Genomic DNA, 25,063 nt, shown 5'->3' with positions numbered 1-25,063 from the left:
TATCAACAGATGAAAGAGTTAAGAATCGTATTTATGGGCACACCAGATTTTGCCGTGGCCACTCTAAAAGCATTAGTAGAAAACCAATATCATATAGTTGGTGTTATAACTGCCCCCGATAAACCCGCTGGACGTGGCCGTAAGCTAAACGAAAGTGCCGTAAAATTATATGCAAAAGAAGCTAACTTAAAAGTTTTACAACCCACCAATTTAAAACATGATGTTTTTTTAGATGAATTGAAAGCACTTAAAGCAAATCTTCAAATTGTGGTAGCCTTTAGAATGCTCCCGAAGTTGGTTTGGCAAATGCCTGAATATGGTACTTTTAATTTACATGCTTCTTTATTACCAAACTATCGTGGTGCTGCCCCTATTAATTGGGCTATCATTAATGGTGAAACCAAAACAGGGGTTTCAACCTTCTTTATTGATGAAAAAATTGATACTGGTGATATGATCTTTCAAAAAGAAATTGGAATAGAAACTGATGAAAACGTAGGTAGTTTACATGATAAATTAATGACTATAGGAAGTGACTTGGTTTTAAAAACAGTAAACGCCATAAAAAAAGGAGACGTTAAAACCATACCACAGAAAATAACAAAAGATATTAGAACAGCCTATAAGCTAAATAAAGACAATTGTAAGATTGATTGGAACGCATCTATAGACAATATATATAATAAGATACGTGGTCTAAGTCCGTACCCGGCAGCTTGGTGTACTTTAATAAACGGAGACCATGAGTTGGATGTAAAAATCTATCAAGCGGAAAAAGAAATAATGCCTCATAAAAATAGTATTGGAACCATAATCCATGATAATAAAACGCTAAAAGTGGCTGTTACAAATGGCTATATTATAATAAAGGAAATTAAACTTCCAGGCAAACGAACTATGGATATAAAATCGCTTTTAAATGGTTATACTTTTGAAAGAAATGCGAAAATGCTCTAAACCCTTATTCTCATTGATATTATAAATCACCGATAAAATACACTTCCTTTATTAACAAAAGCATCAAGTTATTAACAATACCGCGTTTTTCGCTTGCTATTACTTGCATGGTTTCATAATCCGTATAAATTTGTAGTAGGATATAACAATTATGTTTAACCAATTTTATTAATAATTAAAATTTATATTATGAACAAAACAGATTTAATCGACGCAATGGCAGAACACGCAGGAATCACTAAAGCAGCTGCAAAAAAAGCTTTAGAGTGTGCAATAATCGAAATTGAAGGAGCTTTACAAAAAGGTAACAGAGTTTCTTTAGTTGGATTTGGGTCTTGGTCAGTTTCTAAAAGAGCTGCAAGAGAAGGAAGAAACCCTCAAACTGGACAAACTATCAAAATTAAGGCTAAAAACGTTGTTAAGTTTAAAGCTGGATCAGATTTATCAAGTGCAGTAAACTAGTTTTACTCCTTTTACATAAAAAAATGCCTTCAGATTTTGAAGGCATTTTTATTGCATCGAACTTATTTAAGCTTTTTTAATGGACTCCCCTTTTATACCATTTTTCTTTTTTTTTACTTCTATAACCTACTATATAATTGAAAAGTCTTTAAACGGGAATGCCTGTTAGTAGGTATACAGGAAATTACTTACTTTCAATATAATCCATAACGTTTAACCGAGTTCATCGGTAAAACAGTTGTTTTTCTAATAAATAAATATTAGATTTAGTTACTAATACCTCATAAGCATGATAACAATAAAACCAAAGAAAGGTGATTTGTTAATCGCTGAACCTGCGATAATAGGTGATGTTTCTTTTAATCGCTCAATTGTATTAATTGCAGATCATTCACAAGATGGATCTATAGGCTTTATTCTTAACAAGCCATTAGATTACACTATTAATGAGCTAATTCCAGAAGTTGAAGCCACTTATAAAGTTTATAATGGTGGCCCAGTAGAACAAGATAATTTATATTTTATTCATAAAATACCAAAATTAATCCCGGAAAGTATTGAAATTTCCTTAGGTATTTTTTGGGGAGGTGATTTTAGTAAAGTGGCCGAACTTATTACAAAAGGAGATATAGACGAAAAGGATATCCGTTTTTTTCTCGGATATTCTGGTTGGGAAGCAAATCAATTAGAAGAAGAACTAAAAGCCAATTCTTGGGTGGTTACCGAAAATATTTATAAAAATAATATTATAGAGAAAGACTATAAGTCGTTTTGGAAAGAAAAAATGTTAGAGTTTGGAGGCGAGTATAGTATTTGGTCCAATGCACCAGAAAACCCAAATTACAATTGATCCCAAATAAATACTAGATACCATATATAAGTATTTAATTGGTATTATTCAATCTTATTTTCACATTCAATTTTTGCAATAAATTTTTAGATACCTCATTAAGATATACCTTCTTTCTATATTTTGTTATAGGTCGAATTCCAACAATAACATTAGTTATAAAAATTTCATCTGCTTTTTGAAGTTCAAATGGAGATATGGATGCTTCAACAATTTCATAATCAGGTATATTTTTTACGATATCTATAAGTTGTTTACGCATAATGCCTTTTAAACAGCCATCACTTATGGGAGCCGTCTTTATAATATGATCCTTTACAACAAAAATGTTACCGTTAAGCGCTTCAATAACATGCTTGTTTGTATTTAAGACCAAACAATTGTGCAAATGGTTCTCTTTTGCATAAATACTTCCAACGACATTTAATGCTTTGTTATTTGTTTTTAATGTAGATAATAAACTTGGTGAAACATAATAATCTTTAAACAGATCAACTTCATAAAAATCATCTTGCAGTATATAAAAATCATCTTGAATAGGTTTTACAGAAACGATAAAACTCACATGATTAGAATGTGGGGCGTATAAGCCGCCTTCATTTCTATATACCATTAATTTTACTCTAGCGGAAGACTTTAATAGTTCATTAGATTTCAATGTACCAAGAATTTGTTCTTCTAAATATTCCATAGTGAAATTCATTGGAATTTCCATACGCATAATACGCATAGATGCCATAAGTCTAAAATAATGGTCTTCCCAAAATAAGATTTTACCAAAGCTTGTTTTTATGGTTTCAAATAAAGCATCACCATAGTTATAGCCTCTATTTTCAATTGAAAGAACTGTATTTTCCTCTAGAATATTTCCATTAAAATTTGTCATAAAAAAATCCCGCTCTTTTAGTTAATAAGAGCGGGACAAATATAATTTAAAATATAGAATTAAGCAGAACCAAGTACTTGCTTTAAATCAGAAATTTGATTTTCCCAAAGCATCTTAGCTTCATCAATTTCATCTTCTTCAGCAAAATCAGTGATCATTAATGAGACATCTTTAGTAATTTCATCAACCTGTATTCTTATTTCAAAATACGATGTTTGATCGTCTTCATCATTCAACCACTTAAACTTAATGCGCTCACCACTTTTCTTACTTAACAATTTTGCTTGTTCTTCACTATCATCCCATATAAAAGTAAATAATTCACCACGTGAATTTACATTGTCCGAAAACCACTCAGATAGCCCCGAAGGTGTCGAAATATATTGATATAACAATTGAGGAGATGCATGTATTGGAAATTCAATATCAAATTTAACTTTATCGTCCATAAATACCTTAAAAATTTTATGTTCCCAATATATACATTAATTGATAAGTATAACAACAATTTTTAATAATATTTTATCTTATATCTGTTTGCTTACAATAATATTGTTTTTATATTTGCACCCTTAATTTATGGCGAGGTAGCTCAGTTGGTTAGAGCGTCGGATTCATAACCCGGAGGTCGGGGGATCGTGCCCCCCTCTCGCTACAAAGAAAACCCAAGATTTTTAGTCTTGGGTTTTTTGTTACCCTAAAACATACCTAAAACAAAATAGTTCAGAGATTTCTATTCCTGAATCATTAAAAGTTGCTATATTTTTTATACTAATATTTTTTGTCATAAATAATTGATTATTGCTTTCTAAGGAGAGAGGTATAATCAAGAAATATTTTCTTATGTATCAAAATCATAAAACCCTAGCTTACAATATATATTCATTCTTTTAAAAAAAGAGGTCGCTTTAACTTTTATTTGTCAGCGACCTCTCTTTCTATATTTATACTAACTCACTAGCAAACCTGTTTAATTTTCTTCTGGGGAAGAATAAATATATTGTCATTGATTAGCATTTCACATACGCGAGAATTATCGTTGGATGACTGTTTAGGTATTGGAACATTTAAATCTTCGTTGGGTGAAAATAAAATTTGACCTTTTAAAGCATCTGCCCAGCAATAAAGATGAAAAGCCGTAGGGCTTCTAACTCCACATTCCCACTTGCTGACCAACCGATCCGCCACGCCCAAAAGGGAATCGACATCTTCCTGAGATAACCCAAGTTTCTTACGTTGTTTGACCATAGGCTTGACCACATCGGTTAAAAAATCTGCCCTGACTTTATCAGGATAATCAAATTTCATATGCATTTTGTATTCCTTTTTTGTTTTTATGATGCAATCCTATTCGATTACGCTTTTTGCATAACACGCACATAAAGCGTGTTTCCATAACAGAATAAACGGGGGTGGGACAAACACACATTGGTAGCATATGAATACAATTTTCATGTGCGTTATTAATCTTGTGATCAATCTTTATCGTCTTTTCAATCTTAACAAATGAAAAGGAATCACTGTGCTAAATACCATTGAAAACAATAAAGTTGTCCTCATTGACCCAGACGAAGAAGCAGAAGTTGTTGCCCACCTACTCCTTAAAATGAACGCATTTGTTTCTATTAAGACAGCAGAATTAGCAACAACCCTTGATAAAATGACCCAATATAGGGAACGTAAAGAAGGACGTTTTCCTAAATTGGTTTCCTTAACACACCATGGTCGTAGGAAAGCTTATAGGTTACAGGATTTGAAAAACTGGATGAAAAATCCATCGACTTATCATTCTCCAAATCATCAGGCAAAAGATTAATTTGATGTTTGGGTTTAATAATCTTTGACCTAATTTCGTCAAAATTAGGGACGCTCTCAACATTTGGACTATTTACTATTATTTCTATAGCCTTGTTGAGGGCGTTTAACGTGAGCTTCTTTTCTATGTCATATACATATTGGTCATATACATCCGTAGCATCTTTATTGGTATGATTAAGTGCCATAGCTGCAAAGTCACGTCTTCCAAATAAACCTGCGATCATGGTTGCACCAGTTCGTCTTAAGTCATGAGGATAAAAGCGTTCTGTAATACCAAATTCATCAAAGTGCCTTCTGATAGGTTGCGACAACGCCCAACCGCTTAGCATTTTTAGGTTTTCTTTATCAATGCCACAAGTACTTATCTTTCCAGTTGAGCCAAAAACATAGCTTTTACCATCGGTATAATTTCTAGCTTCATTTAATAATTTCATTGCTAAATCACCTAAGTAAACACGGTGCATACGTCCGTTTTTTGAAGTTGGCATTGTCCAAATCCTTGAATTTAAATCGACATGTGACCACTTCATAGCACGTACCTCATTAGAACGTGCTACAGTACAAATTAAAAAACGTAAAGCGACACGGCTAATATCAGCCATTAAAATATTATCAAGCGTATGCCAAAAGCGATAGATTTCTTCAGGATTTAAATGCCTTTGCCTTCTGTTTTTAGGGATTTTTAGCTTAATATCTAGACAGGGATTGTCACGGCGTCTCATTAAACCCATTTCTGCGGCAAAATTAAAAAGCCGTCTCACATAACTGTATAAATGTGTCGCCGCTCCAGGAGCTTCACGTTCTACAATGATATGATGAAATACTTTTGCGAGTTCTTTAGGTTGAACCTCTGTTATTTTGTGGTTTCCTAGAATAGGAACAATGTCTTTTTTTAATTCTCGCTCATCAGTTTTATAGCTTTTCTTTCCTGACTTTTTACAGTGTTCCAAGTATAATTCTATTAACTGTGAAACTGTCAATTCTTCATCTTGAACTCTTTTAGCTTCATCTCTTTCCGCTAAAGGGTCTACCCCAAAATCGATTGAATTGTTCAACTCACTGTATTTACTCAAAGCCTCTGCTAAAGAGACTTTCGGATAATGTCCAAAGGACATTCGGCGTTGCTTATTGTGAAATTGGTAGAGATAAAACCAAGTTTTTGTTCCTTTTGGAGAAATTCTTATTCCAAAACCTTGTAAACCATTGCACCAATAGTCGATTCTCTTTTCACTGGGTTTAAGACTTTTAATCGTTAGGTCAGTAAATTTTATAAAACGTCTGCCCTTTTGGTTAGGATTTTGGTTAGGGAAATGGGTGTCACTTAATGAAACGTTATGAGACATCGTGTTAGCTTCCTTTCAAATAATACTTTATTATCAATTATTTAAAAAGGATCATAGAAAAACATAGAACATCATAATACGCACCTGAACACAATTGAAAATCGTTGTGTCGGCAGTTCAAGTCTGCCTCGGGGCACCATTTTTTCTAGGCTTTCCAATATTTAATCCTTTTCAAAATCTCTATGGTTAGGGATTTGGTTAGGAGTATATCATTTCTAGCATGCAATGTGAATCGGTTTTTGAACCTGAACAAACATAAAATTAAAAACCGTATTGGATTCATTTACTTTTTAAACAACTCATCGGATAATAAATAAGATAAACCGATTAATACAACATTCTTAATAAGTATTGGCTATATTATATCCAAAATAAAATACTCATCCTTTGTTTAATCAAATGTTATTTTATCGTTAAAACACAATTTTAACACGATAAAATGTAATGATGTAATTTATAATGCCTATTTTTATAAGAGATAAAACTCTATCTCGAAAAATTATTTTATGTCTTATTTTTAAGAGTTAAAAACTTAAGTTTTGCTTGATAGCACAAATAAAAAATGGCAAGATATGTTAGCTAAAAACAAGGTTGTTTAAAGAAATTAACAAAATTTTAACATTAATTAACAGCGTTGATTATAATATTTGCAGAAATTTTTTACAATCCTTACTTAACACATTAAGCTGAAAGAGAAAACATAAGAAATGAAAGAATCATTATACGAAAAAAAGAAAATAGAAGAATTAGAAGAATATTCTAGAGATTTAGAATTTTTAGCAAAAAACAATAGTGAAGTCATATTCCCAAATAGAGATCACAAACATGCTGCTATAGCTATGTCTAAAATTTTAAAGTATTCTAAAAATGACTTTATTTTATTTGATAATGATTTATCCGGTGACGTGACTCAAAATGAACAAGTTGAATCTTTTCGAGAAGCTCTATTTGAATTTATAGGTAGAAATGGCAGTATAAGAATTGTGGCTGGTAAAAAGTATAATAATGGTGAAACTTCAGAATTAGAAAACTATTTATCCAACTTAACTCAGATATTTCCAGAACGAATAGAAGTTAAACATGCATCCCTAGAGTTTAAATCAAAAATAAAAGAAATATACAATGAAAATATTAGTTTTGTTGTTGGGGATAACAATAAGTTTAGACTAGAATTGCAAGGAAATGATGATAATTGCGAAATAACAAGAGAGGCTACTTGTTCGTTCAATAATAAAAGACTTCCTGAAAAAATAAATAGCGTATTTAATTCAAATTATAGTTCCTGCACCCCATATTTCAAGTAATTGTAATTCCTGCACCCCATATCTCAAAACAACCTTTCCTATATTTATTAATATTAGTTATAATTAAATGGATTTAATTAATTTTAGTTCTTTTTTTGAGATTTTTGCTGCTTTAAATTTAGGTTATGCGAGTTTCGATTATTTCAGAAACTTGTTAAATAATGCAATTTTTAAGAGAGGTTCATCTGTCAATAAACTAGAAGAATTAAAAATTGAGCTAAAATTAATTTTAAAAGATGCAGATAAGAAAGACGATTTAAAAGGTGTAGATAAATTTGTCGATAATGGTAAATCTAGAATGTTAGCTGATTTTGAGAATCTTAATAATGAATATAACACTCGTAAGAATTTCCTTTTTGAAATATTTAAACCGATATCTTTAATTCTTTCTATTTATTGTCTTACTGTTCTAATTATTGCTGCGTTTCAGTCACAAATAGGAACGGATGGAACCTATAAGATATGCTCACAAGTATCATGCACACGAGAGGATTTAACCTTTTTTGTGTTTCTTTTGGCGTTAATGACATCTTCGTATTCTTTTATCATATTTTTTAGCTCTATATCTGAAAAAATTCTATCATATAAAATAAAAATGTCAGTAACCACAACTATAGTTATGTATATATTAGGTATTATTATTTCATATTTAATTGTTCATTTTACAGAAACTTTATCAAATATTCAAATTATATTAATTTACGTTATCTCTCCCATTGTACTAGTCTTTGTATTTCTATCAATTTATTTCAGTAGAAATAAAGATTTTATTAATGATATTAATAAAAAATGGGAAGAACTAAAGAAAAAATCTTTTTCGAAACAAATAAAATTTTTCTTCCCTAAAAAGAAAAGCTTAAAGTTTGTATTTATATATTTATTAATAATATTCGTATTCGCCCTTCCTGTGAATATATATCTTTCTACTTCATCAACAAATATGTTTTTCAGCTTACTAGTAGTAAATACAATTGTTTTAATGAATCCAATTTTATTATATGTATTCTTGGCTTTTAGAGTCTTTATATACCAAAAATTTTATGCCAGTAAATATTCAGTTTTACATGAAACATATGGAACAACATTTGATTCCATGAAAAATTTTCTTTAATCAGAGTCAAATTAAAAAATTTAATTTCCTTTCCATTCAATACTTATTTGAATAGCAAAAGGTTGGTTTTCTTCGACCATATTAAGGTAGCGTTGATCATGGGCTTTGATGGATTTGACGGATAGGGTTGTGAGGTGGTTGTAGATTTCGTCAAGGCAATATCCGTTAATTGTTACAAGATGAGTTGCGAAAAATATTTTGATAATACGCTCTCCATTTTCTTTGCCCATCCATGACGTGATATAATGCGAATAATGGAAATTCTGCCTTGTGCCATCTAAAAGCTCAAAATCAATTGTTTTGGTATCTCCCGTTTCAAAAACCGTAATGGTGTTTGGGTCTTTGGTTGTTTTTCTCTGTGCTTGGTCGCCTTTGGCAATCTGTAAACTCTTAAATTTATAATTCTGGCTCATAATCTTTATTGGGTGTTATATCTTTTGTTGTTTCTTTGTGGCGTGATATGTCGATGTCAACCGTTTTAGTTTTAAAGTCTTTTTCGGTTAGCAATTCTGTTGCCCCTTGGCGGTCACCTGATTTTTCAATATGGCTCAATAAATCTTCGCGGTCATCGGTATAGATGGTAACGCTCTCGCGCCCCCTTGATACTGAAACATAAAACTGCTTTTGGTTGGATGCAGGGAATGTAACAGCAGGTTGGGCGATAATCACATTATCCACGGTTTTTCCCTGTGAACTGTAAGAGGTGGACGCATAGGCATAATCAAAATTGCCATGATCGGGGCTTAGGGTAAAAGTTGAATTTTTAGAATTTGACTTCTTGACACCCTCAATCTGACCATTCGGCTTTATTTTTGAAACTGTTAGCACCGAGCCATTATTCAATCGTTTCCCCGCATTATCATAGCCGTTTTTAGTGATTTTAATTTCATCGCCCTTGCTGATACGCACTGCATGGGTATTATAAACATCAAAATCTTTAGCCCTGCTTAGGGGCAGGATATGCTGTGCCCCTTGTTTATCCTCAACCCTAACATTTTTGCTTTCTGCATTGGTGACCCTAAGCACTGCCCCCTTTTTTAAATTGGGCATATTTTGATGGAGCTGTATGATATGCCCCTTCCTGTAAGAGCGACTATCCGCCTTTTGGGCATGGGTTAAATACAAATTCTCATAAACGGTAAATTCTTTTTCTCGCTTGCCAATAATCTTGCTTTCTTTCAGCCCTTCCCTTATCTCTTGATTAATTTCTTTAGCCTTGGCACGGGTGGGTGAGATGACCAGAGCAGATTTATTGTCTTTTCTGGTTTTTAAATAATCATCCACAACGGCTTGTGATATTTTATCCGAAGCAATCTCTTGAATTGCACCTTGGGTGTTGAGCATGTCAAACCCTGTTGCAATATTGCCGTCACTAATCTCCTTTACCGCTGATTTATAACCATCTTGTTTTTGACGATATATGGTTTCCATGGAGACATGCGGGATATGGGCAACGGTTTGTAATATCCGCATAGCATCCCCACGTTGCACAGCGTTATGTTGCCTGGGGTCTCCCGAAAGAATAAGCCTTGTTTGATTTTTATCGACAATGGCGAGGATTTTAGACATATCTTGCGACCCCAACATGCCTGCCTCATCAATCCAAACAACCTGCCCTTTGATTTGTTCCTGCAAATTTTTATCCAATAAAAACCGTGCAACAGTATCTGCCTTTTCAAAACCTTCCTTTTTCAAAACATCACGGGAGGCTTCTGCCGTAGGTGCGAACAAAAACACTTCCTTTCCTGTATTTTCAATTTCAGGAACAATCGCTTTTAACAATGTTGTCTTGCCCGTCCCTGCCCCGCCCTTAATCATGGTCAAACGATCTTGGGAGGTCATCACATGACTGATGGCATTGATTTGTTCTTCGTTTAAGTTCTTGAATTGGGATTTTTTGAAATCCGTTTTTAACGGGCGTAGCTTGCCAATGCCATTTCTGGCCATGTTGACCATTTTTCGTTCTTCGGCGTGGACAAGTTCGGTTGTACAAAGTTTTTGGCTACCGACTTGGACTTTAAAAATGGTGTCATTCTTCAAAAAAGCGGTATCAATATCATTCAAAGAAACATTGGTTGTATCAATGGCATGTTTATAGCCTTCCGTTAAAATTTGGCGTTCACGCTTTACAGAGGCTCTTGTGAACACATGCGAAATCGCATGGTCTATGGATTGCTTGGCATCAAGGGAAATATCCGTTGTTTTAACTTCGCTTTTCTCGTCTTTATCAATACCCTTATCTATGAGTTGCTCTCGCCACATATTCTGTAATTGAGGCATGGTAAGATTTTTTTGTTTTTTGGCGCGTGTTCTTGCGCCTAACTGATCGAGTTCTTTAGGATTGGTGATGCCTTTTTCGGTGGCTACTTGCCCGATTAAATTGGTACGTTTAGAAAAATGGTCAATGGCACGTTGTGGAACAACGGCTAATTCAAAACCATTCTTGGTTTTTCGAATATCATGCCCCATAATGGAGAGTTTATCAGCCAAGCGTTTTTGAAAACGGGCTTGGTGATACGGCATATCTTTCTTGATATTGTGAAATTGCCCTGCTTTGAACCGCCCTTCTGTATCATCCCAAGTCGCGTTAAAAGTAAAACAATGGCAATGGAGGTGCGGGTCTGGGGGGTTATCTGCAACCGCTCTGGCAGTTTGATGAATAAAATTTGTCCATATTAATTCGCCTGTGTGCCTATCATCATATTGACCCTGCGTTCGCACTCGTGTTTGTGTGTCGGCTTCAATATCCAACATGGTCTCATGGACACTTTCTTCAAAGGCTTGCAATACTTTTTTATCGTCATTTAAAGCATGAAGAATAGAAACAGACTTTGGGCAGTGGAAACTGATGTCATAACCGACGCGGCGATCTGATACAGTTCTAGGCGTTAAAGAACCGCCATCCTTTGGATTGATATTATCACAGAGTTTTTCAAAGGTTTCTTTATCAATAAGATTTTTTTCAATCCCCAAACGTTTAGCAATCTTACCATTAAATTGACCATTGAGTTCTTGGTCTTCTAAATAATAGTCAGCCTTAGAAAGTGCATCACGAAAATAGTCTTTTGCCTGAGCGGATGTCTGGCTTTGGTACATTCTAATCATAGACCCTTTTTACATTGGTTGAAATTGCTATTTATAAAGTCTTAAGGGAATGTGCCTTACGCACTTGAAATGTACGAATTAATTTTCACTTTTATGAGTTTTTTGTGTGCGTAACCTTATTACCCCCCTTTGAGTTATTCATCTATACCTCTTTCTAAAATCATACTACAGACGGATTTTGCAAATCCTTAGGGGTCAGAAAAATACAAAAATAATCTGACAGATTTATACCACCCGTTTTTAGTATATTATTGTATTATAGAAGGAGGGGTTTACCAAAAAACACTGCATAGATTTGTTCGATAGATGTTGGGGCTTTTTGGTCTGTGCTTTAGGTGTTGGTCTGTGAGCCCTTCCTAATTGATATTTCTATCCAATGTGTTTTACAATACTGATTATAGCTAAACAATTTTAATAGAATTGGCTTGTAAAGTGTTAGGTATTTCTTATCTCATCGATTTTTTTTAGATTTTCATCTAATACAATGTCAGAAATAGCAATCAAAAGTATTAGTTTTTTAAATTTATTGATTGAATATTGCCCCTATCCTTTTTATTATAAATTAAATTGTTATTATCAACATGAAACAATACACCTATTATGCGGATGATTGGGCTAAACATGTTATGGGACCATCAATCGGGATGAATGCTTTTATTGAGTTTGAATCAAAGGAAATTGAAATTTCAGTAGTTAGAAATGCTCTTAAATTTCTTGAATCAAATAAAGTCATATCGAACTCTACTTATTCATTAGATAATTATGATAATTTCGTTGAGGCTGTTAAAGAACATTTTCATATTCCTTGGACAGGAATTAGTCCTAGAATGCGTCGGTTAATTTATTCGATTAACTCCATTAATCAACCAAATGCAATTGTATGTGCAGGTATTTTTTGTGGATACACTTACATATGCAATGTAGGGGCTTCAATAGGTTCTGGAGCAAGCTATAATTCAAGAATACATTTAGGAATTGAATTACTGGAAAAGGAAGCTAATTTAGCTAAAAAGAATGTAGAGAATTTTGTTCCAAACCATGGGAAAAATATTATTTGCGATGATGCAGTAAATTGGTTTAATAATTTTTGTAACGAAAAAATTGACTTATTATATATAGATGCAAAATCGATTGAATTTGATCCCAAAAATCAAATGCTAAATGGAAGTGTTACAGAATCTTTATATCTCAAGATTTTAAAAAGTGCTATCCCTCATTTAGCTCCAAATGCTTTAGTTCTTGCTCATAATTCACAAAATGCTCAACCAACAGTCTCCGATTATCTCAATTTCGTTCGTACGTCAGATAAATTTCAAACTAGCATTAATTTAGTAATTGACGATGCCGGGTTGGAGGTTTCAAAATTATATTAATTATTATGGATAAAATTATTCTTCCTGCGCTTAGAAGTCATGTACCTGGAGTAACCGAAGGAAATGGTAAACCAACATGGCACATACCAATACATATATATACTAAATCTGGTATTGATTTTGATTTTGGTCCGCTACTGCTTTTTGACAAAGCAGTTATTGATGGTCAATCACTTGAATATATTCAGAATTCAAAGAAACCTGAATTTGCTCCATTAAAAAAATCTATTACATATCTCAAAGGAGAAGGCTTTTTAGAAACAAGTGATTTCGGGTCTGATTTAGAAGGTGTTAGAAGCATAATAAACTCTCATATAAAAAATTTTCTTAACGACCCAATCCCTTTGAGAGCACCCGTTTTAAGAGGCATTGAAGGATATAGGTCGAATATTAAAAATATCGAAAACACCTTTAAGGATTATAATAAAGGGGTTTTATCTTATGGTTTTGGGATGCATTTGATGATTGAGAAATCTGGAGGGAGAATAAATGATAAAAAAATTTTACAGATTAATAAATTGATGGTTTCAAAAAAGGCTCGTTGGACAAAAGAAGAATTAGAGCTTGTTAAAGAAATCATTAGACCAACAGTCGAGTCATTATATCAAAAATTAGTATTGAGTGAAATCTATGGTGTTCCATTTCTTGATGTAGACTACACAAGCGAGATGTATTCAATTATACAAAAGGAGAGTTTAAGAGCTGTCAACGGAAAAGCCAATCTGTCAACAAAAAAAGTTTTAGAAGGTCAAAATTTATTTAATTGCATTATTCCAAATTTAAGACCTTCATCTGCAGAAGAAATGATAAAATTTCTTAAGCAACCTTCTATTAAAGATTTTAGACAATATATAGATGATGCTGCAACTAGCGGTAACTCAATAACTAAGGGACAATATACTAATTTACTAACTGAGACATTACGAGCTGAACAAAAATACAAGGAAATAATGACGAAAATTGCTTGGGGAGAAAGAGCTATATCTTTTATACCTTTTGTAAATTGGGTCGCCCCTGGAATAAGTGTTTTATTAGATAAATATTTTCGTAAAAAAACTATTGGCAAACATGAATGGCTTTATGCTTTAATTAAGTCTTCAAACTAAAAATGAAAAATTAATATGAAAACAAGAAACTTTTTAGATGCTCTAAAAGAAATGCCAATAGTACCTGCACTACGCGGGCTTAAAGAAACCGAAGCGAAACAAGTTGGTCAAACATTACTTGATAGTGGGATTACCATTTTTGAAGTCCCAATTCGCACTGGCAATGCTGCATTTAGTGAGATAGATACGGAATCTTTAAAATGTATCGAGATTTTAATAGATTCTTTCGGGAAATATGTAAATATTTCCGCGGGTACGGTAATGAATATTTCAGATTTAGAAATTCTTGCTCAATATGGTATTAATAGCTGCCTTTCAATATACCTAAACGACAAGTTACTTCAAGATGCTAAAAAGCGTGAATTTACTTTTTTACCTGCGGTTGAAACAATCACTGAGGCCATTACTGCTTCAAAATTGGGAGCTAATGGATTAAAAATATTTCCTTCTGTATTCAAAGAAGCTGATGGCCATCTAAATATTTATCATTCTCCAGGATATATTAAATATTTGAGTAAGTTCGTTAGTTGCCCAATAATTCCAAGCGGAAATGCCTTTAATAAAAGTCTAATCAAGAATTACCTCTCCTCTGGGGCAAAAGGAATAAACATAGGTAGCCAGATATACGAAAGAAATATAAGCCTAAAAGAGCTGGAAATTAGGATAAAAAATATTGTAGATATAGTAAAAAGTGATTAACAATATTAGTATGATAAATTTACACCAACTTTACAGTGCGTATATCTATCAGACATCTCCCCTAAGCGGTGCTTTAGGCTTTTTTGTAAACGAACCCTAACTAAAAATATTTTCGGCAAATAAGTATTTTCTTATGTTTTAATAAATATCCATATATTTGGTGTAATTCCCTTCCTAAGAATGTTAAAGCATAAATTTTATGTTAGACATTCCTCTTATCAATTGGCAAGTCGGTCATCCCTTTACGGTGCGTGATGCATGCGAAGGTGTGCTTATTATGGGCGGTTTAGGTAGTGGAAAAACGTCTGGCTCAGGTGCGCTTTTAGCTAAAAAATATTTAACTAGTGGATTTGGTGGCTTGGTTTTAACCGCCAAAGAGGACGAACTTGAACTTTGGAAATCCTACTGCAAAAAACACGGTCGGGAAGATGACCTTATTATATTTGGTCATGATATTGGGCATTATTTCAACTTTCTTGATTATGAAAGTAGCCGACCAGATAAAGGCACGGGCATCACGCATAATATTGCTGACACCTTGAAGACAGTTATCAAGGCTGGCGCGAATGATGGACAGGAATCCGATAAAGCATTTTGGGATGCCGCTTTACAGCAATTACTCGTCAATGCCGTTGACCTTTGTTTACTTACCCAAAAGAAAATCCGCTTTGAGCATATTTATAAAATTGTCCAGTCCGCCCCGAAAACAAAAGCAGAATTAAGCAATGAATCCTGGAGACAAAGCTCCCAATGTTTTCGATTGATGGAATATGCGGCAAACGCTCTTAATAATGCACCGCCGTCCCAAGAAAGAGACAATCAGGCAAGACGATTATATATTATAGAGGATTTTTTCTATGGCAATTGGCTCTATCTCTCTGAAAAAACCAGAAGCATTGTCGAGCAAATGTTTTTTGGGTTTGGCGACCGCTTTATGCGTGACCCTCTTTATTCTCTTTTCAATACCAAAACGACTATAACACCAGAAGATACCATTAAGGGGAAAATTATTATTGTGAACTTGCCTTATTTGATTTTTGAAAATACAGGTAGGGATGGACAAGTATTATTTAAATATATCTGGCAACGCGCCATGCAAAGGCGGCAGATAAGAGATAACAGTCGTCCAACATTTTTATGGGTGGATGAGGCACATTATTTTTTGCACGACCATGATATTGACCACCAATCGACCGCAAGAAGTTATCGAGCCTGTACAGTCTATTTGACCCAAAACTTACCTAATTTTAGTTTGCATGCAGGCGGTGGTGATAGAGGAGCATATCGATTTAAAGCCTTAGCGGGTAATTTGGGGACAAAATTCTTTCATGCCAATTCAGATGTAGAAACCAATGAATATGCGGCAGATCTTATTGGTAAAGAACTGCATTGGGTTGGAAGTGAAAATATGTCTATGGGTGATAATGCGTCATTTTCAGAAGGAACATCACAAAACCTACTCCACACGATACAGCCGTCAGAGTTTGCAAGACAAAAAACGGGAGGCCCTCTCAACGATTTTGAAATTCAAACAGTTGTCCATCGACAGGGCATTCCCTTTTTAAGCACAGGGAAAAATTATGCATTATTCACTATAAACCAACAATCAATATGAGTACAGAAAGTCAGTATTACCGTTACAACCCAGAAAAAAGAAATGTTTTTATTGAAATCCACAAAGGTCGCACAAACCATGTTTCCGAGTTTGTTTTAGGGTTTTTTATGATGTTTGCCTCCCACGCATCTGCCATCATTGAAGTGTTTTTAAGGAAACGGTTTGGAGAACGTTATATAACACTGGCACAATCCATAGGTCTCTTTTTAATATTGAATATTAGTTATTCTTGGTTGGACAATTTGTTTCGTTTAAGAATAAATGGAGCTGGCATTGTTTTATTTATTTTTTCATGTGCGTATCTCGGTTTTTCAATTTACCACCGCATGGAAATAAAGAAATATGGCACGACCTACGATTTTAAGCGATTTAGCCTTTCAGATGGAGAATTGAATACCTTTTGGGTAAAGATACTCGGCAAGATTTTTCGAGGCATGAAAGTTTCAAATTACACTATTCATGTTTTAATAGAACCCGCCATACCAGTACTCATAGGCATTATTTTCGTACTGATACCTATCACTCGTGTTGTTGGAATGATTTTGATCTTTTGTGGGATTATATATGGATTGAGAAATTTAAGTAAAGCCCAACAGGGACGTAATTGGGTTTTGGATAATATCGACAAGAAAATTTGTAGTGAAATGAAATATGATGTGTTTATTGGTCGTAAACCAAAACAAGACACTAAAGGTGTTTATTTACCCATTGAGTTACCTGATGATGAAGGCATGAGAAAATCACTCTATAATCTCGTTGAAGATTCTTTTCAAACGACAAAAGATATTTGGGATAATGATTTTTTGGATGGTAAAGGAGACCAAGATCATGGGTAGTGATAATAGTGGTCAGGGGAATGATTAGGAATCTCTTTTTACAAATTCGGAAAGTTCAGGAGCATATTTCGGAATTAGTGTATTAATTATTAAATTCGTTTGAATTTCGATTTGTTCGTCTAAAATTTTTTTTGAGATTTCTCCTGATGCTATTTTTTTGAGATTTTGTCTAAATGTTAATTCGGCTACCATTGAAATATGAATGGGAGGTTCAAAACCCAGAGATTGGCAAATTAATTTTCTAGCCTCATCTTTATACTCAATATCTTCATTGGAATATCTTTCAAGTTTTTCCCAATTAGAATAAACCATGATTACTTACCTCCATTTGTTATCGGCTAGAATAGCATGTATAAGCTACCATAAAATATGATTTATGTCAACAAAACCAGATGATTTAGACCTCGAAGTTATTTATGAAATAGCCCAAAGAAGTCAAGAGGTTCAAGATTTGATTGAAGAAAAGAACAAGGCTATAAGTAGTATCGATAAATCACGATTTGCTACTTATCAAAAGCCAAATCTTACGCTTAAACCTAAGGGTGATATAGCATTAAATCAAAACTATAAAAAAGAAATTGCATCCAAAGAAACTGCTAATAAATTAAAAGCTGAAACCAAAGAGCAATATGATAAAAAGATTAAAGATGAAATGCTTAATAAAGCCAAAAGTGCAGATTATGCTAATCACACAATTAATCAGATTGCGGATATGCCCCATCAAGATTTAGCCATTTTATCTGAGAAAGATGTTGGTGGCTATAAAAAACATCAACAAGAGTTAGAAAAATCTGAACCTGAAAAACTAGACATTAAGATGAGTGACGAAAAATCCAAAGAATTTTTTGGAAATCTTGAGACAAAACAAAAAAACACATCATTGGAGGAAAAAGAAATTGAGCAACATAATAAAACAGAACCTACAATTCAAATGGACGAAAATACAAGCCATGAATTCTTTGACAGACAAATAGCGTTTAAAGAAAATTCTAAGGACATCGTTACAGATAAGAATAAAACCCCATCACCCTCAGATGATTTTGAATAGCAAGAGGCCGTCTAATTCGGGACAGCCTCTTGCGTGATAACTTTTTTAGTATGTCCTCCCTAATCAAATATAGGTTCTCCATATCTATATTCAATTTCGTGAGAGCTGTTGTCCCCTGATTCATTTGAAAAAATTATGCCATTGAAGTAATCAACACGGTAATTACCTTTAGCTAAAAACCAAATAGTTTCTATTTCATTGGCTTCAAACTCATCTGAAAGTGCTATTAAATCAGAATTTTCATTTAAGGTGAATGACATTTCTGTGCCATCCTCTTTTATTCCTTTTAGGCTTATATCTTTTGCGCCATTCCTAATCAAAAACCGAAAATGGAGCAGCATTCTGTAATCAACATATTGATAAACAGGTATTTTGGTTGGTTCATAATAAGAGAAAACATCATCATCAGTATAGTAAATATTACCATTTAACGTTGAATATAAATCAAGACCATTATCAAAAGAACGGAATAATCCTGCATATGAAAAAGCAAACCCCGGAACATACCTACTCCCTAATAAATATTTTTCAACTCTGAACTTTTTGTCTTTTGTAACAAACAGGGTTCCTCCTTCTTTTTTTGTGATGTAGTAGTCTGATTTATTCATTACTGCATCTAAAAGATCATACCCCCAGGCCCTCTTATAATTTACGGTATCTACTTTTTTCTTGTTTTCATCAATTGTTGTTTTTCGAGCAATTTCCATTATAATTTCTAATTCCTCTTCTGCATCACTTGCGCCAAACTCTCCGATTACATTTGAAGTGCTATATGACATAATGGATAAATTAGAATTAGGGTAGTTTACATCATTCCATTGATAGCCATTGGAGGTGTTATAAATGGGTGTTTGTCTAATTGTATTTAATACGACCACTTCTGACTCATTATCACCAAAATCATCTTCATTGTCTTTAGAGCATAAAGATAATGGCAAAAACATAAGGGTCATAAATAAAAATTTGTAGCTAAATAATAGTGTTTTCATTTTTTTTGATTTTAATGTTTATAATTAGTTTTTGGCAATCAAAATTTTATAAGCAAAGGAAATAATTGTGATAACAATCCCCATATTTCCTAAATGAGATAAAAAACCACCCCATGTTTTTTGTTTCTCGTGACTTTTTGATTCTTCAAACGTCTTGAACTCCACCGTTCCTCCTGAAGTTCGATTTTTAAATTCATATTTTCTTTTAGCATCTTGAATTTGATACCCTTTGATTTTTAGGAAAACTGTTATCCCTAGTAGTAGCATTGGTAAAAGCATGTTATTAGGATTTGTTAGGGGTGTTAATAATGTAGTTCTCATAAAAATCCTGCCATGCTTTAAAGTTCTTTTTAGAAAAAGACCCCTCAAAAGAAGTGTCGCCTTTATCTCTGGCTTCCGCTTCGCCTAGTTGATAGCCGTCTTGCATAATGCGAAACTCTACAACTTCCGAATTAATTATCTGCTCTATTTGACTTTGAGTAATGGCGTAACGGGCATGGGTTTTTGAATCTCCATCTATAACAAAATCATCTTGATTAAAAGCACCATCAGTCGATAACCCGATGCGTTGACCATCAGCTAGAAAGATTAGAGATTCTCCTTCCATGACACGAAATGCGCCATTATCCTCTAAACTGATTTTGAAGATAACGGCAAGATGATTAACACTGTCTTTTGTAATATGGTTTTCAAGTTGAAGCCGTGTTGTCATGATACTGAATTTCGGGTTTTTAGTGATAAGACCTAAAGCCCCTTTTAAAACACCGCCTGCAACAGCTCCATTAATTTTAACTTTATTGCCCGTCATACGATAGGTGGTAGTGCCTTCAAATTTGTCATGGCTTTCTTGAACATTCACGCCAAACAAACTGTTTAAACTACCACTTTTTTTCGTTTTTTGGGCATGAATTGAAATAGTTCCTAAAACAGTAAGACACGTTATTATTATTGATTTTTTCATTTTATCTAATTTTTAGATTTAACAATGGATTGAGAAACAGACAAGCTGTTTCAAGGGAAAAATTCAGGAATAAAACGATCTCTATGGGTCGCGAATACAAATATTTTTTATAAATGACATTACTAAATATATTTTGAGGAGTCTAAGGTAATAAAAAAACCACTAATAAGTAGTATCTTTTTAGTAGTAACAAATGAGTGGATTTAAGTTTTTATTTGTGTATGGCAAATAAAGATGTATATACAAAAGCCCAATTGGAAAATCTAGGAAGAAGATTGAGGCAATTAAGAAAAGAAAAAGGGTATTCTAATTATGAATTGTTTGCTTTTGAGAATGAAATTCCAAGAGCTCAATATGGAAGATATGAAAATGGTGGTGATTTGAGATTTAGTAGCTTACTAAATGTCTTAAAGGCTCTAAATATATCTTTAGAAGAATTTTTTTCAGAAGGTTTTGATTAAATATAAAAATCATAAGGTTAATCCCTCATCAGCAAATGATAAATAATTTTCATCTGTAACAATAATATGATCGAGGACTTTTAAATCTAAATATTGCCCGCCTTGTACAAGTTTATCCGTTATTTCTTTATCGGCACGGCTATGTTTTGTATTTCCCGATGGATGATTGTGACCTAAAATGATGGCACAGGCACGCGCTTTAAGAGCAGAGGCAAAAATAAGTTTTGGGTCAACAACCGTTCCTGATACCCCACCTTTTGAAATAGGAACAATACCCATACAGCGATTATTGCGATCAAGCAGCATGATCTTAAATTCTTCGGCTAAGTTAATCGTCAAATCATCCCAATTTTCACGGAATAACTTGTACGCATCCCAAGATGATGAGATTTTCGGACGATCATCGGCTTTGACTTTGCGCTTATAGGTGAGTTCAATTTCCGGAATTTTATAAAGGTCAATTTTTGTCATGAAGAGAAACTCTCACAACAAAAAGCCAATTTGTACGCACTTAAAATTAAGATGAGCCGATTAGCAAAATTAATCGGCTCATACATGGTTAACCCTTAAATAAATCGTCAAGTTTATTGCGCAATAAACTTGACAGTATAATATCTTTTAATGTATATTTGTACCATGACCGTTAGCAAACAAATAGAAACAATTATTCAAACAATACCCGAGGGACAAACCTTTGGGTATAAAAAATTTGCTGCAATCAACACATCCTACACAGCCATTGCAAAAACTTTAGAACGTTTGATTAAAAAAAAGGTCATCAAAAAAGTGAGTAAGGGAATTTTCTATAAACCAGAAAAAACAATATTTGGGGAATTAAAACCAAACCAAGCAGAAATACTAAAACCTTATTTATTTGAAAATGGCAAGCGTATCGCATATATAACAGGAATAGCTCTATACAATCAACTTGGACTGACAACACAAATTCCCAATGAATATAAAATAGCCTCCTTAACAAAAAGAATTTACGTCAACACAATCAATATCAAAGCGAAGCCTGTTAAAAGTTATATTGAAGTTACAGACACAAACTATAATCTTTTGGGGTTACTGGACGCTTTAAAAGATTTCAACTCAATTCCTGATATTGATAGCGCGGAAGCCGTTAAAAGATTGTCCTATTTATTTCAAGAATTGGATAAAACCCAACTTAAAAAAATCAATCAATATGCTCTAAAATACCCCCCCAGAGTGAGGGCGTTTTTAGGAGCTTTGCTCGATAGTTTAAATAAAGATACAGGCAATCTAAAAGACTCTCTGAACCCACTAACAACATATGATTTGAATATCAAAGAGGGCGTTTTACCAAGTAAAAAAAACTGGAACATTATATGAAACTACACACCCAACCAGACCTCTTTAAACAAGCGGTTACTTTAAGGAAGCCTTGATATTTTCAGATATAGAAAATACATGGAAACAATTAAGCAATACCTATCACACAACCTTTAAATCGTTGGTTTACGGCGCGTTTCCTACTGAGGAAGATATTCTAAAAACATTACAAAAAATAAAAAACAGAATAGCCCCAATAAATTGGGAAAATATTGGGTTATAACTCCATATCGCGGTCTTTATTCTTGTCTTTTCGGTCAGGCGTTAAGTCAACATAATGGTTATCAAGACTCTCAATATCCAAAGGGGGAATAATGTCTTTTCTGTTTTCAATCTGTTTTTCTTTTTCTTGGGTTAATTCCTTGCCGTATTGTTCCATGCCGTCTTTCATGCCTTGCATACGATTATTTCCAGCCTTTATTCCCTCAATGGAGTCTGGTTTTAATCCAAGTTCCTTAGCTACTTCATAGCCCTGATTAAAAGATTCTATATAATCCTTATCAACTTTTGTTTGTTCTTCCATAATTTAAAAAATTTCATAAGCCTTGCTTTCTATATAGTCATTGATAGAATCGCGGTCATAAAGAATAATGCGGGGTTGGGGTTTAGAAAAACGTATTTTCCCCTCGTCTCTTAATTTCTGCAAAGTCGTCTTTGAAGTAATGTTGAGCAAGGACATAGCTTCCTCTCCATCAATCCATTTGAAAGGCTTATCCTTGTCTCGCTTTTCCTCTAAATGTTCGACTACCTTATCAAACAGCGTATAAAAAGCTTCTTCCTGTAAACAAACAACTTGCATACAGCTAATATCGGAAAAATTTAGAAATTAATCACTTTCTCCAAAGCATCATCGGTTTCTTTATGCATAAAATTTTGCTGATAATTGACGGTCGTTGTAATTGAAGAATGACGATAAAGTTTTTGTAACATTTGAATAGGGATTTTGTCGCCAGAAATATTGCCAAAGCTGTGACGCGCAATATGCATGGAAAGTTTCTTCTCAATTTTCAATTTTTCTGCAACAATTTCCAGTCGACGATTAAGATTTCTAGTGATGGTTTTAACTCTGGTTTCTGTTTGTTTTTCATTTTTCAAACTCGTGCCTTTTAAAAAAGGAAATATCAAATCATCCTTATGTTCTTTATTGTCAATATAAGAATTGAGGATATGTTTTGCTTTTTCTGGAACGGAGAGCGAGACAAGTTTTTTGTTTTTTCCCATTCGATAATACAAACGTCCATCTTTAAAATCTGACCATTTTAATTTTAAAACATCCCCCACTCGAATGCCTGCAAAATAAAAACTCGTCAGCCAAACATTAACCGCTTGTTGTTGCGCAAGTGTAATCTCTGTTACCGTTTCTAATAATTGTACTTCTTCAATATTCAATCCGATTTTTTCAGTTTCAGGAAATTTGATTTGAATTTTACCTTTTCCGAAGGGATAGTTTTTATCATCAACACTAAATTCCTTACGAGCAAAATTATAAATAGTACGAATGAGCATCAAGTAATTCACCGCCGTGCGTGGCGCAACCTTTCTTTCGTAAAGAAGATGTGCTTCAAACCCTTTAAGCAGCGTTACATCTAAATCCGTAAAACTTAATTCTTGACGACCAAGAAAGGTTTTAAAAATCTCTAACCGCTTTTCTTGATTATAATGTTGATTGAACTTTTTTCTTTTAAGAAGATTAGCGAGAAAGATTTCACTGACTTGAAAAAAATCTTTTTTCGTTTCTCCAACGATTTTCTTTTTAATTGAAGAAACCGATTGGCTTTTCTCCTTCGTTTCAACTTCCAAAACCATGTCATGCGCTTCGGTTAGTTTTTTTAATAATAGATTATTTAGACGTTTTGAATTGGGATGAGATTTTTTCACTAACCTCGTATCTTCATTCCAATCTTTAGCATGAATATACTTTCCAGTAAAAATATAACGTGTCTTTCTATCTTTGGTAACACGAATAGCAATAGGACAAGTGCCATCTTTTTTCTTATCGTGTTTCCAAAGGATTACTTTTATTGATGCCATAAATAATTGCTTTTACAGACAATAAAGATAAGGATTACATTTTGTTTTACCTAAAACATACCTAAAACATTTAGCGTTTTTTCTTGCATTTAATTGAATTTAAAATTATCAAAAAAAAACTTAAAACCCTCGTAATGAATTGATTTTAAACACATTTAAGATCATTAAGACCCAAAGGATTCAGAATTCATAACCCGGAGGTCGGGGGATCGTGCCCCCTCTCTCGCTACAAAGAAAACCCAAGATTTTTAGTCTTGGTTTTTTTGTTTATGTACAACATTTTTGAAACTGCTAAAGACATAATCCGTACGTATAAAAATGTAGCCTTTAATACATTTTATCACTTATATTCAATTTTTTGAAGATGTCCGTGTTTTTATGGATCATGCTCAAAAGTTGTGTTTAGGTAAAAGTTTGGTCGATCTGAAAGGAAGGCCTGCCATTAGCCCTCCTAAATTTCGACAAGGTCGAAATTATCCTCCCTTTTCAAAAGGGAGGAACAAGTCCGATATGTATTTTCGGGTACTGTTTTTAATTTTATCTATTTATAAAAAAGGGCTTCTTGTTCTTCTTAAAAAAGGCTATAATCCTTTTAGAGATAATACACATTTATTCGAAAAAAGATTGGTGAGTTTTTATAATTTTATCTTTTAACAAAAGTAAAGGAGAGCTAAAAATTGATATTCCAGATGTTCCTAAAGTAAAACAATCTAAAAATTAAAAATTGGCTACAACACGATGCATGAATTGTT

At 33.4% G+C, this 25,063-nt stretch carries 28 protein-coding genes and 1 tRNA gene; 15 read left to right on the top strand and 14 right to left on the bottom strand.

The genetic code is table 11. The features are described 5' to 3' along the window. Positions 1-9 precede the first annotated feature (9 nt). The 3 genes from fmt (at position 10) to PQO00_RS17915 (ending at position 2,269) form a co-directional block, all read left to right on the top strand. On the top strand, positions 10-957 hold the full coding sequence (gene fmt / locus PQO00_RS17925) for a methionyl-tRNA formyltransferase (protein ID WP_274186233.1): 948 nt from the start codon (positions 10-12) through the stop codon (positions 955-957). Between the two features lie 189 nt (positions 958-1,146). Further along, the gene (locus PQO00_RS17920; protein ID WP_072401030.1) at positions 1,147-1,419 is read left to right on the top strand and encodes an HU family DNA-binding protein; all 273 of its coding nucleotides are present in this window, start codon (positions 1,147-1,149) and stop codon (positions 1,417-1,419) included. A 289-nt stretch (positions 1,420-1,708) separates the two neighbouring features. Continuing rightward, entirely contained in the window at positions 1,709-2,269 is a 561-nt protein-coding gene (locus PQO00_RS17915; protein WP_274186232.1) for a YqgE/AlgH family protein, read from the top strand. Positions 2,270-2,303: 34 nt separating this feature from the next. Here the strand turns inward: PQO00_RS17915 and PQO00_RS17910 are convergent, their stop codons facing one another. Together PQO00_RS17910 and PQO00_RS17905 are read right to left on the bottom strand one after the other, a co-directional pair. After that, on the bottom strand, positions 2,304-3,155 hold the full coding sequence (locus PQO00_RS17910) for an aminotransferase class IV (protein WP_274186231.1): 852 nt from the start codon (positions 3,153-3,155) through the stop codon (positions 2,304-2,306). 59 nt (positions 3,156-3,214) lie between these two features. Then, positions 3,215-3,604 (bottom strand): START-like domain-containing protein, encoded by a 390-nt coding sequence (locus PQO00_RS17905; protein ID WP_274186230.1) that lies wholly within the window; start codon positions 3,602-3,604, stop codon positions 3,215-3,217. A gap of 132 nt (positions 3,605-3,736) precedes the next feature. Here PQO00_RS17905 and PQO00_RS17900 point away from each other — a divergent pair. Further along, positions 3,737-3,810: transfer RNA gene (locus PQO00_RS17900), tRNA-Met, on the top strand. 302 nt (positions 3,811-4,112) lie between these two features. Here PQO00_RS17900 and PQO00_RS17895 read toward each other — a convergent pair. Together PQO00_RS17895 and PQO00_RS17890 are read right to left on the bottom strand one after the other, a co-directional pair. Further along, positions 4,113-4,463, bottom strand: coding sequence for a helix-turn-helix domain-containing protein (locus PQO00_RS17895; protein WP_274186229.1), 351 nt, complete (start codon positions 4,461-4,463; stop codon positions 4,113-4,115). Positions 4,464-4,852: 389 nt separating this feature from the next. Then, positions 4,853-6,316, bottom strand: a complete 1,464-nt coding sequence (locus tag PQO00_RS17890) for a site-specific integrase (protein ID WP_274186228.1) — start codon at positions 6,314-6,316, stop codon at positions 4,853-4,855. Between the two features lie 707 nt (positions 6,317-7,023). On the opposite strand from PQO00_RS17890, the gene PQO00_RS17885 reads away from it, so the two are divergent. Together PQO00_RS17885 and PQO00_RS17880 are read left to right on the top strand one after the other, a co-directional pair. After that, positions 7,024-7,620: a hypothetical protein gene (locus PQO00_RS17885; RefSeq protein WP_274186227.1), complete on the top strand. Its 597-nt coding sequence runs from the start codon at positions 7,024-7,026 to the stop codon at positions 7,618-7,620. A gap of 67 nt (positions 7,621-7,687) precedes the next feature. Next, positions 7,688-8,731, top strand: a complete 1,044-nt coding sequence (locus PQO00_RS17880; RefSeq protein WP_274186226.1) for a hypothetical protein — start codon at positions 7,688-7,690, stop codon at positions 8,729-8,731. A 20-nt stretch (positions 8,732-8,751) separates the two neighbouring features. On the opposite strand, the gene PQO00_RS17875 is transcribed toward PQO00_RS17880, so the two are convergent. Next, entirely contained in the window at positions 8,752-9,144 is a 393-nt protein-coding gene (locus PQO00_RS17875; RefSeq protein ID WP_274186225.1) for a hypothetical protein, read from the bottom strand. Next, on the bottom strand, positions 9,128-11,836 hold the full coding sequence (gene mobF / locus PQO00_RS17870; protein ID WP_274186224.1) for a MobF family relaxase: 2,709 nt from the start codon (positions 11,834-11,836) through the stop codon (positions 9,128-9,130). The genes PQO00_RS17875 and mobF overlap by 17 nt, the downstream gene beginning before the upstream one ends. Before the next feature lie 581 nt (positions 11,837-12,417). On the opposite strand from mobF, the gene PQO00_RS17865 reads away from it, so the two are divergent. The 5 genes from PQO00_RS17865 to PQO00_RS17845 all read left to right on the top strand — a co-directional run bounded on the left by PQO00_RS17865 (position 12,418) and on the right by PQO00_RS17845 (position 17,465). Then, the gene (locus tag PQO00_RS17865; protein ID WP_274186223.1) at positions 12,418-13,209 is read left to right on the top strand and encodes a hypothetical protein; all 792 of its coding nucleotides are present in this window, start codon (positions 12,418-12,420) and stop codon (positions 13,207-13,209) included. Between the two features lie 5 nt (positions 13,210-13,214). Further along, positions 13,215-14,315 (top strand): hypothetical protein, encoded by a 1,101-nt coding sequence (locus tag PQO00_RS17860; RefSeq protein ID WP_274186222.1) that lies wholly within the window; start codon positions 13,215-13,217, stop codon positions 14,313-14,315. 15 nt (positions 14,316-14,330) lie between these two features. Beyond that, entirely contained in the window at positions 14,331-15,014 is a 684-nt protein-coding gene (locus PQO00_RS17855; protein WP_274186221.1) for a bifunctional 4-hydroxy-2-oxoglutarate aldolase/2-dehydro-3-deoxy-phosphogluconate aldolase, read from the top strand. A gap of 199 nt (positions 15,015-15,213) precedes the next feature. Beyond that, complete coding sequence (locus PQO00_RS17850; RefSeq protein WP_274186220.1) at positions 15,214-16,629, top strand: type IV secretory system conjugative DNA transfer family protein; 1,416 nt, start codon at positions 15,214-15,216, stop codon at positions 16,627-16,629. Then, complete coding sequence (locus tag PQO00_RS17845) at positions 16,626-17,465, top strand: hypothetical protein (protein WP_274186219.1); 840 nt, start codon at positions 16,626-16,628, stop codon at positions 17,463-17,465. Before PQO00_RS17850 ends, PQO00_RS17845 begins: the two co-directional genes overlap by 4 nt. A 24-nt stretch (positions 17,466-17,489) precedes the next feature. Here the strand turns inward: PQO00_RS17845 and PQO00_RS17840 are convergent, their stop codons facing one another. Further along, a complete protein-coding gene (locus PQO00_RS17840; RefSeq protein WP_274186218.1) occupies positions 17,490-17,777 on the bottom strand; it encodes a hypothetical protein in 288 nt (95 codons plus the stop codon). Between the two features lie 64 nt (positions 17,778-17,841). Between PQO00_RS17840 and PQO00_RS17835 the strand changes: the two genes are divergently transcribed. Next, positions 17,842-18,513, top strand: coding sequence for a hypothetical protein (locus tag PQO00_RS17835; RefSeq protein WP_274186217.1), 672 nt, complete (start codon positions 17,842-17,844; stop codon positions 18,511-18,513). A 59-nt stretch (positions 18,514-18,572) separates the two neighbouring features. Here PQO00_RS17835 and PQO00_RS17830 read toward each other — a convergent pair whose 3' ends face one another. The 3 genes from PQO00_RS17830 to PQO00_RS17820 are packed head-to-tail and all read right to left on the bottom strand — an operon-like array spanning position 18,573 to position 20,463. Continuing rightward, positions 18,573-19,502: a hypothetical protein gene (locus tag PQO00_RS17830; RefSeq protein WP_274186216.1), complete on the bottom strand. Its 930-nt coding sequence runs from the start codon at positions 19,500-19,502 to the stop codon at positions 18,573-18,575. A 24-nt stretch (positions 19,503-19,526) separates the two neighbouring features. After that, entirely contained in the window at positions 19,527-19,781 is a 255-nt protein-coding gene (locus PQO00_RS17825; RefSeq protein ID WP_274186215.1) for a hypothetical protein, read from the bottom strand. A gap of 4 nt (positions 19,782-19,785) precedes the next feature. Continuing rightward, a complete protein-coding gene (locus tag PQO00_RS17820; protein WP_274186214.1) occupies positions 19,786-20,463 on the bottom strand; it encodes a hypothetical protein in 678 nt (225 codons plus the stop codon). A 221-nt stretch (positions 20,464-20,684) separates the two neighbouring features. Here PQO00_RS17820 and PQO00_RS17815 point away from each other — a divergent pair, with 221 nt between their 5' ends. Then, positions 20,685-20,924 (top strand): helix-turn-helix domain-containing protein, encoded by a 240-nt coding sequence (locus PQO00_RS17815; protein WP_274186213.1) that lies wholly within the window; start codon positions 20,685-20,687, stop codon positions 20,922-20,924. Positions 20,925-20,933: 9 nt separating this feature from the next. Here the strand turns inward: PQO00_RS17815 and PQO00_RS17810 are convergent, their stop codons facing one another. Further along, positions 20,934-21,395, bottom strand: a complete 462-nt coding sequence (locus tag PQO00_RS17810) for a JAB domain-containing protein (RefSeq protein WP_274186212.1) — start codon at positions 21,393-21,395, stop codon at positions 20,934-20,936. 150 nt (positions 21,396-21,545) lie between these two features. Here PQO00_RS17810 and PQO00_RS17805 point away from each other — a divergent pair, with 150 nt between their 5' ends. Then, positions 21,546-22,280 carry a DUF6088 family protein gene (locus PQO00_RS17805; protein WP_274186211.1) on the top strand — a complete coding sequence of 245 codons (735 nt, stop codon included), beginning with the start codon at positions 21,546-21,548 and terminating at the stop codon, positions 22,278-22,280. Between the two features lie 52 nt (positions 22,281-22,332). Then, positions 22,333-22,503 carry a hypothetical protein gene (locus PQO00_RS17800; RefSeq protein WP_274186210.1) on the top strand — a complete coding sequence of 57 codons (171 nt, stop codon included), beginning with the start codon at positions 22,333-22,335 and terminating at the stop codon, positions 22,501-22,503. Here the strand turns inward: PQO00_RS17800 and PQO00_RS17795 are convergent. The 3 genes from PQO00_RS17795 to PQO00_RS17785 are packed head-to-tail and all read right to left on the bottom strand — an operon-like array spanning position 22,498 to position 24,311. Continuing rightward, positions 22,498-22,803 carry a hypothetical protein gene (locus PQO00_RS17795; RefSeq protein WP_274186209.1) on the bottom strand — a complete coding sequence of 102 codons (306 nt, stop codon included), beginning with the start codon at positions 22,801-22,803 and terminating at the stop codon, positions 22,498-22,500. The two genes, PQO00_RS17800 and PQO00_RS17795, sit on opposite strands and share 6 nt — an antisense overlap. 3 nt (positions 22,804-22,806) lie before the next feature. After that, positions 22,807-23,079 (bottom strand): helix-turn-helix domain-containing protein, encoded by a 273-nt coding sequence (locus PQO00_RS17790; RefSeq protein ID WP_274186208.1) that lies wholly within the window; start codon positions 23,077-23,079, stop codon positions 22,807-22,809. 20 nt (positions 23,080-23,099) lie between these two features. Further along, complete coding sequence (locus PQO00_RS17785) at positions 23,100-24,311, bottom strand: site-specific integrase (protein ID WP_274186207.1); 1,212 nt, start codon at positions 24,309-24,311, stop codon at positions 23,100-23,102. Between the last annotated feature and the right edge of the window lie 752 nt (positions 24,312-25,063).

Origin of the sequence: Flavivirga sp. 57AJ16 (assembly GCF_028736925.1) — a bacterium.
Taxonomy (GTDB): Bacteria; Bacteroidota; Bacteroidia; order Flavobacteriales; family Flavobacteriaceae; genus Flavivirga.
The sequence above is the reverse complement of the archived record's forward strand: the minus strand, read 5'-3'. Positions and strand labels throughout refer to the sequence as shown.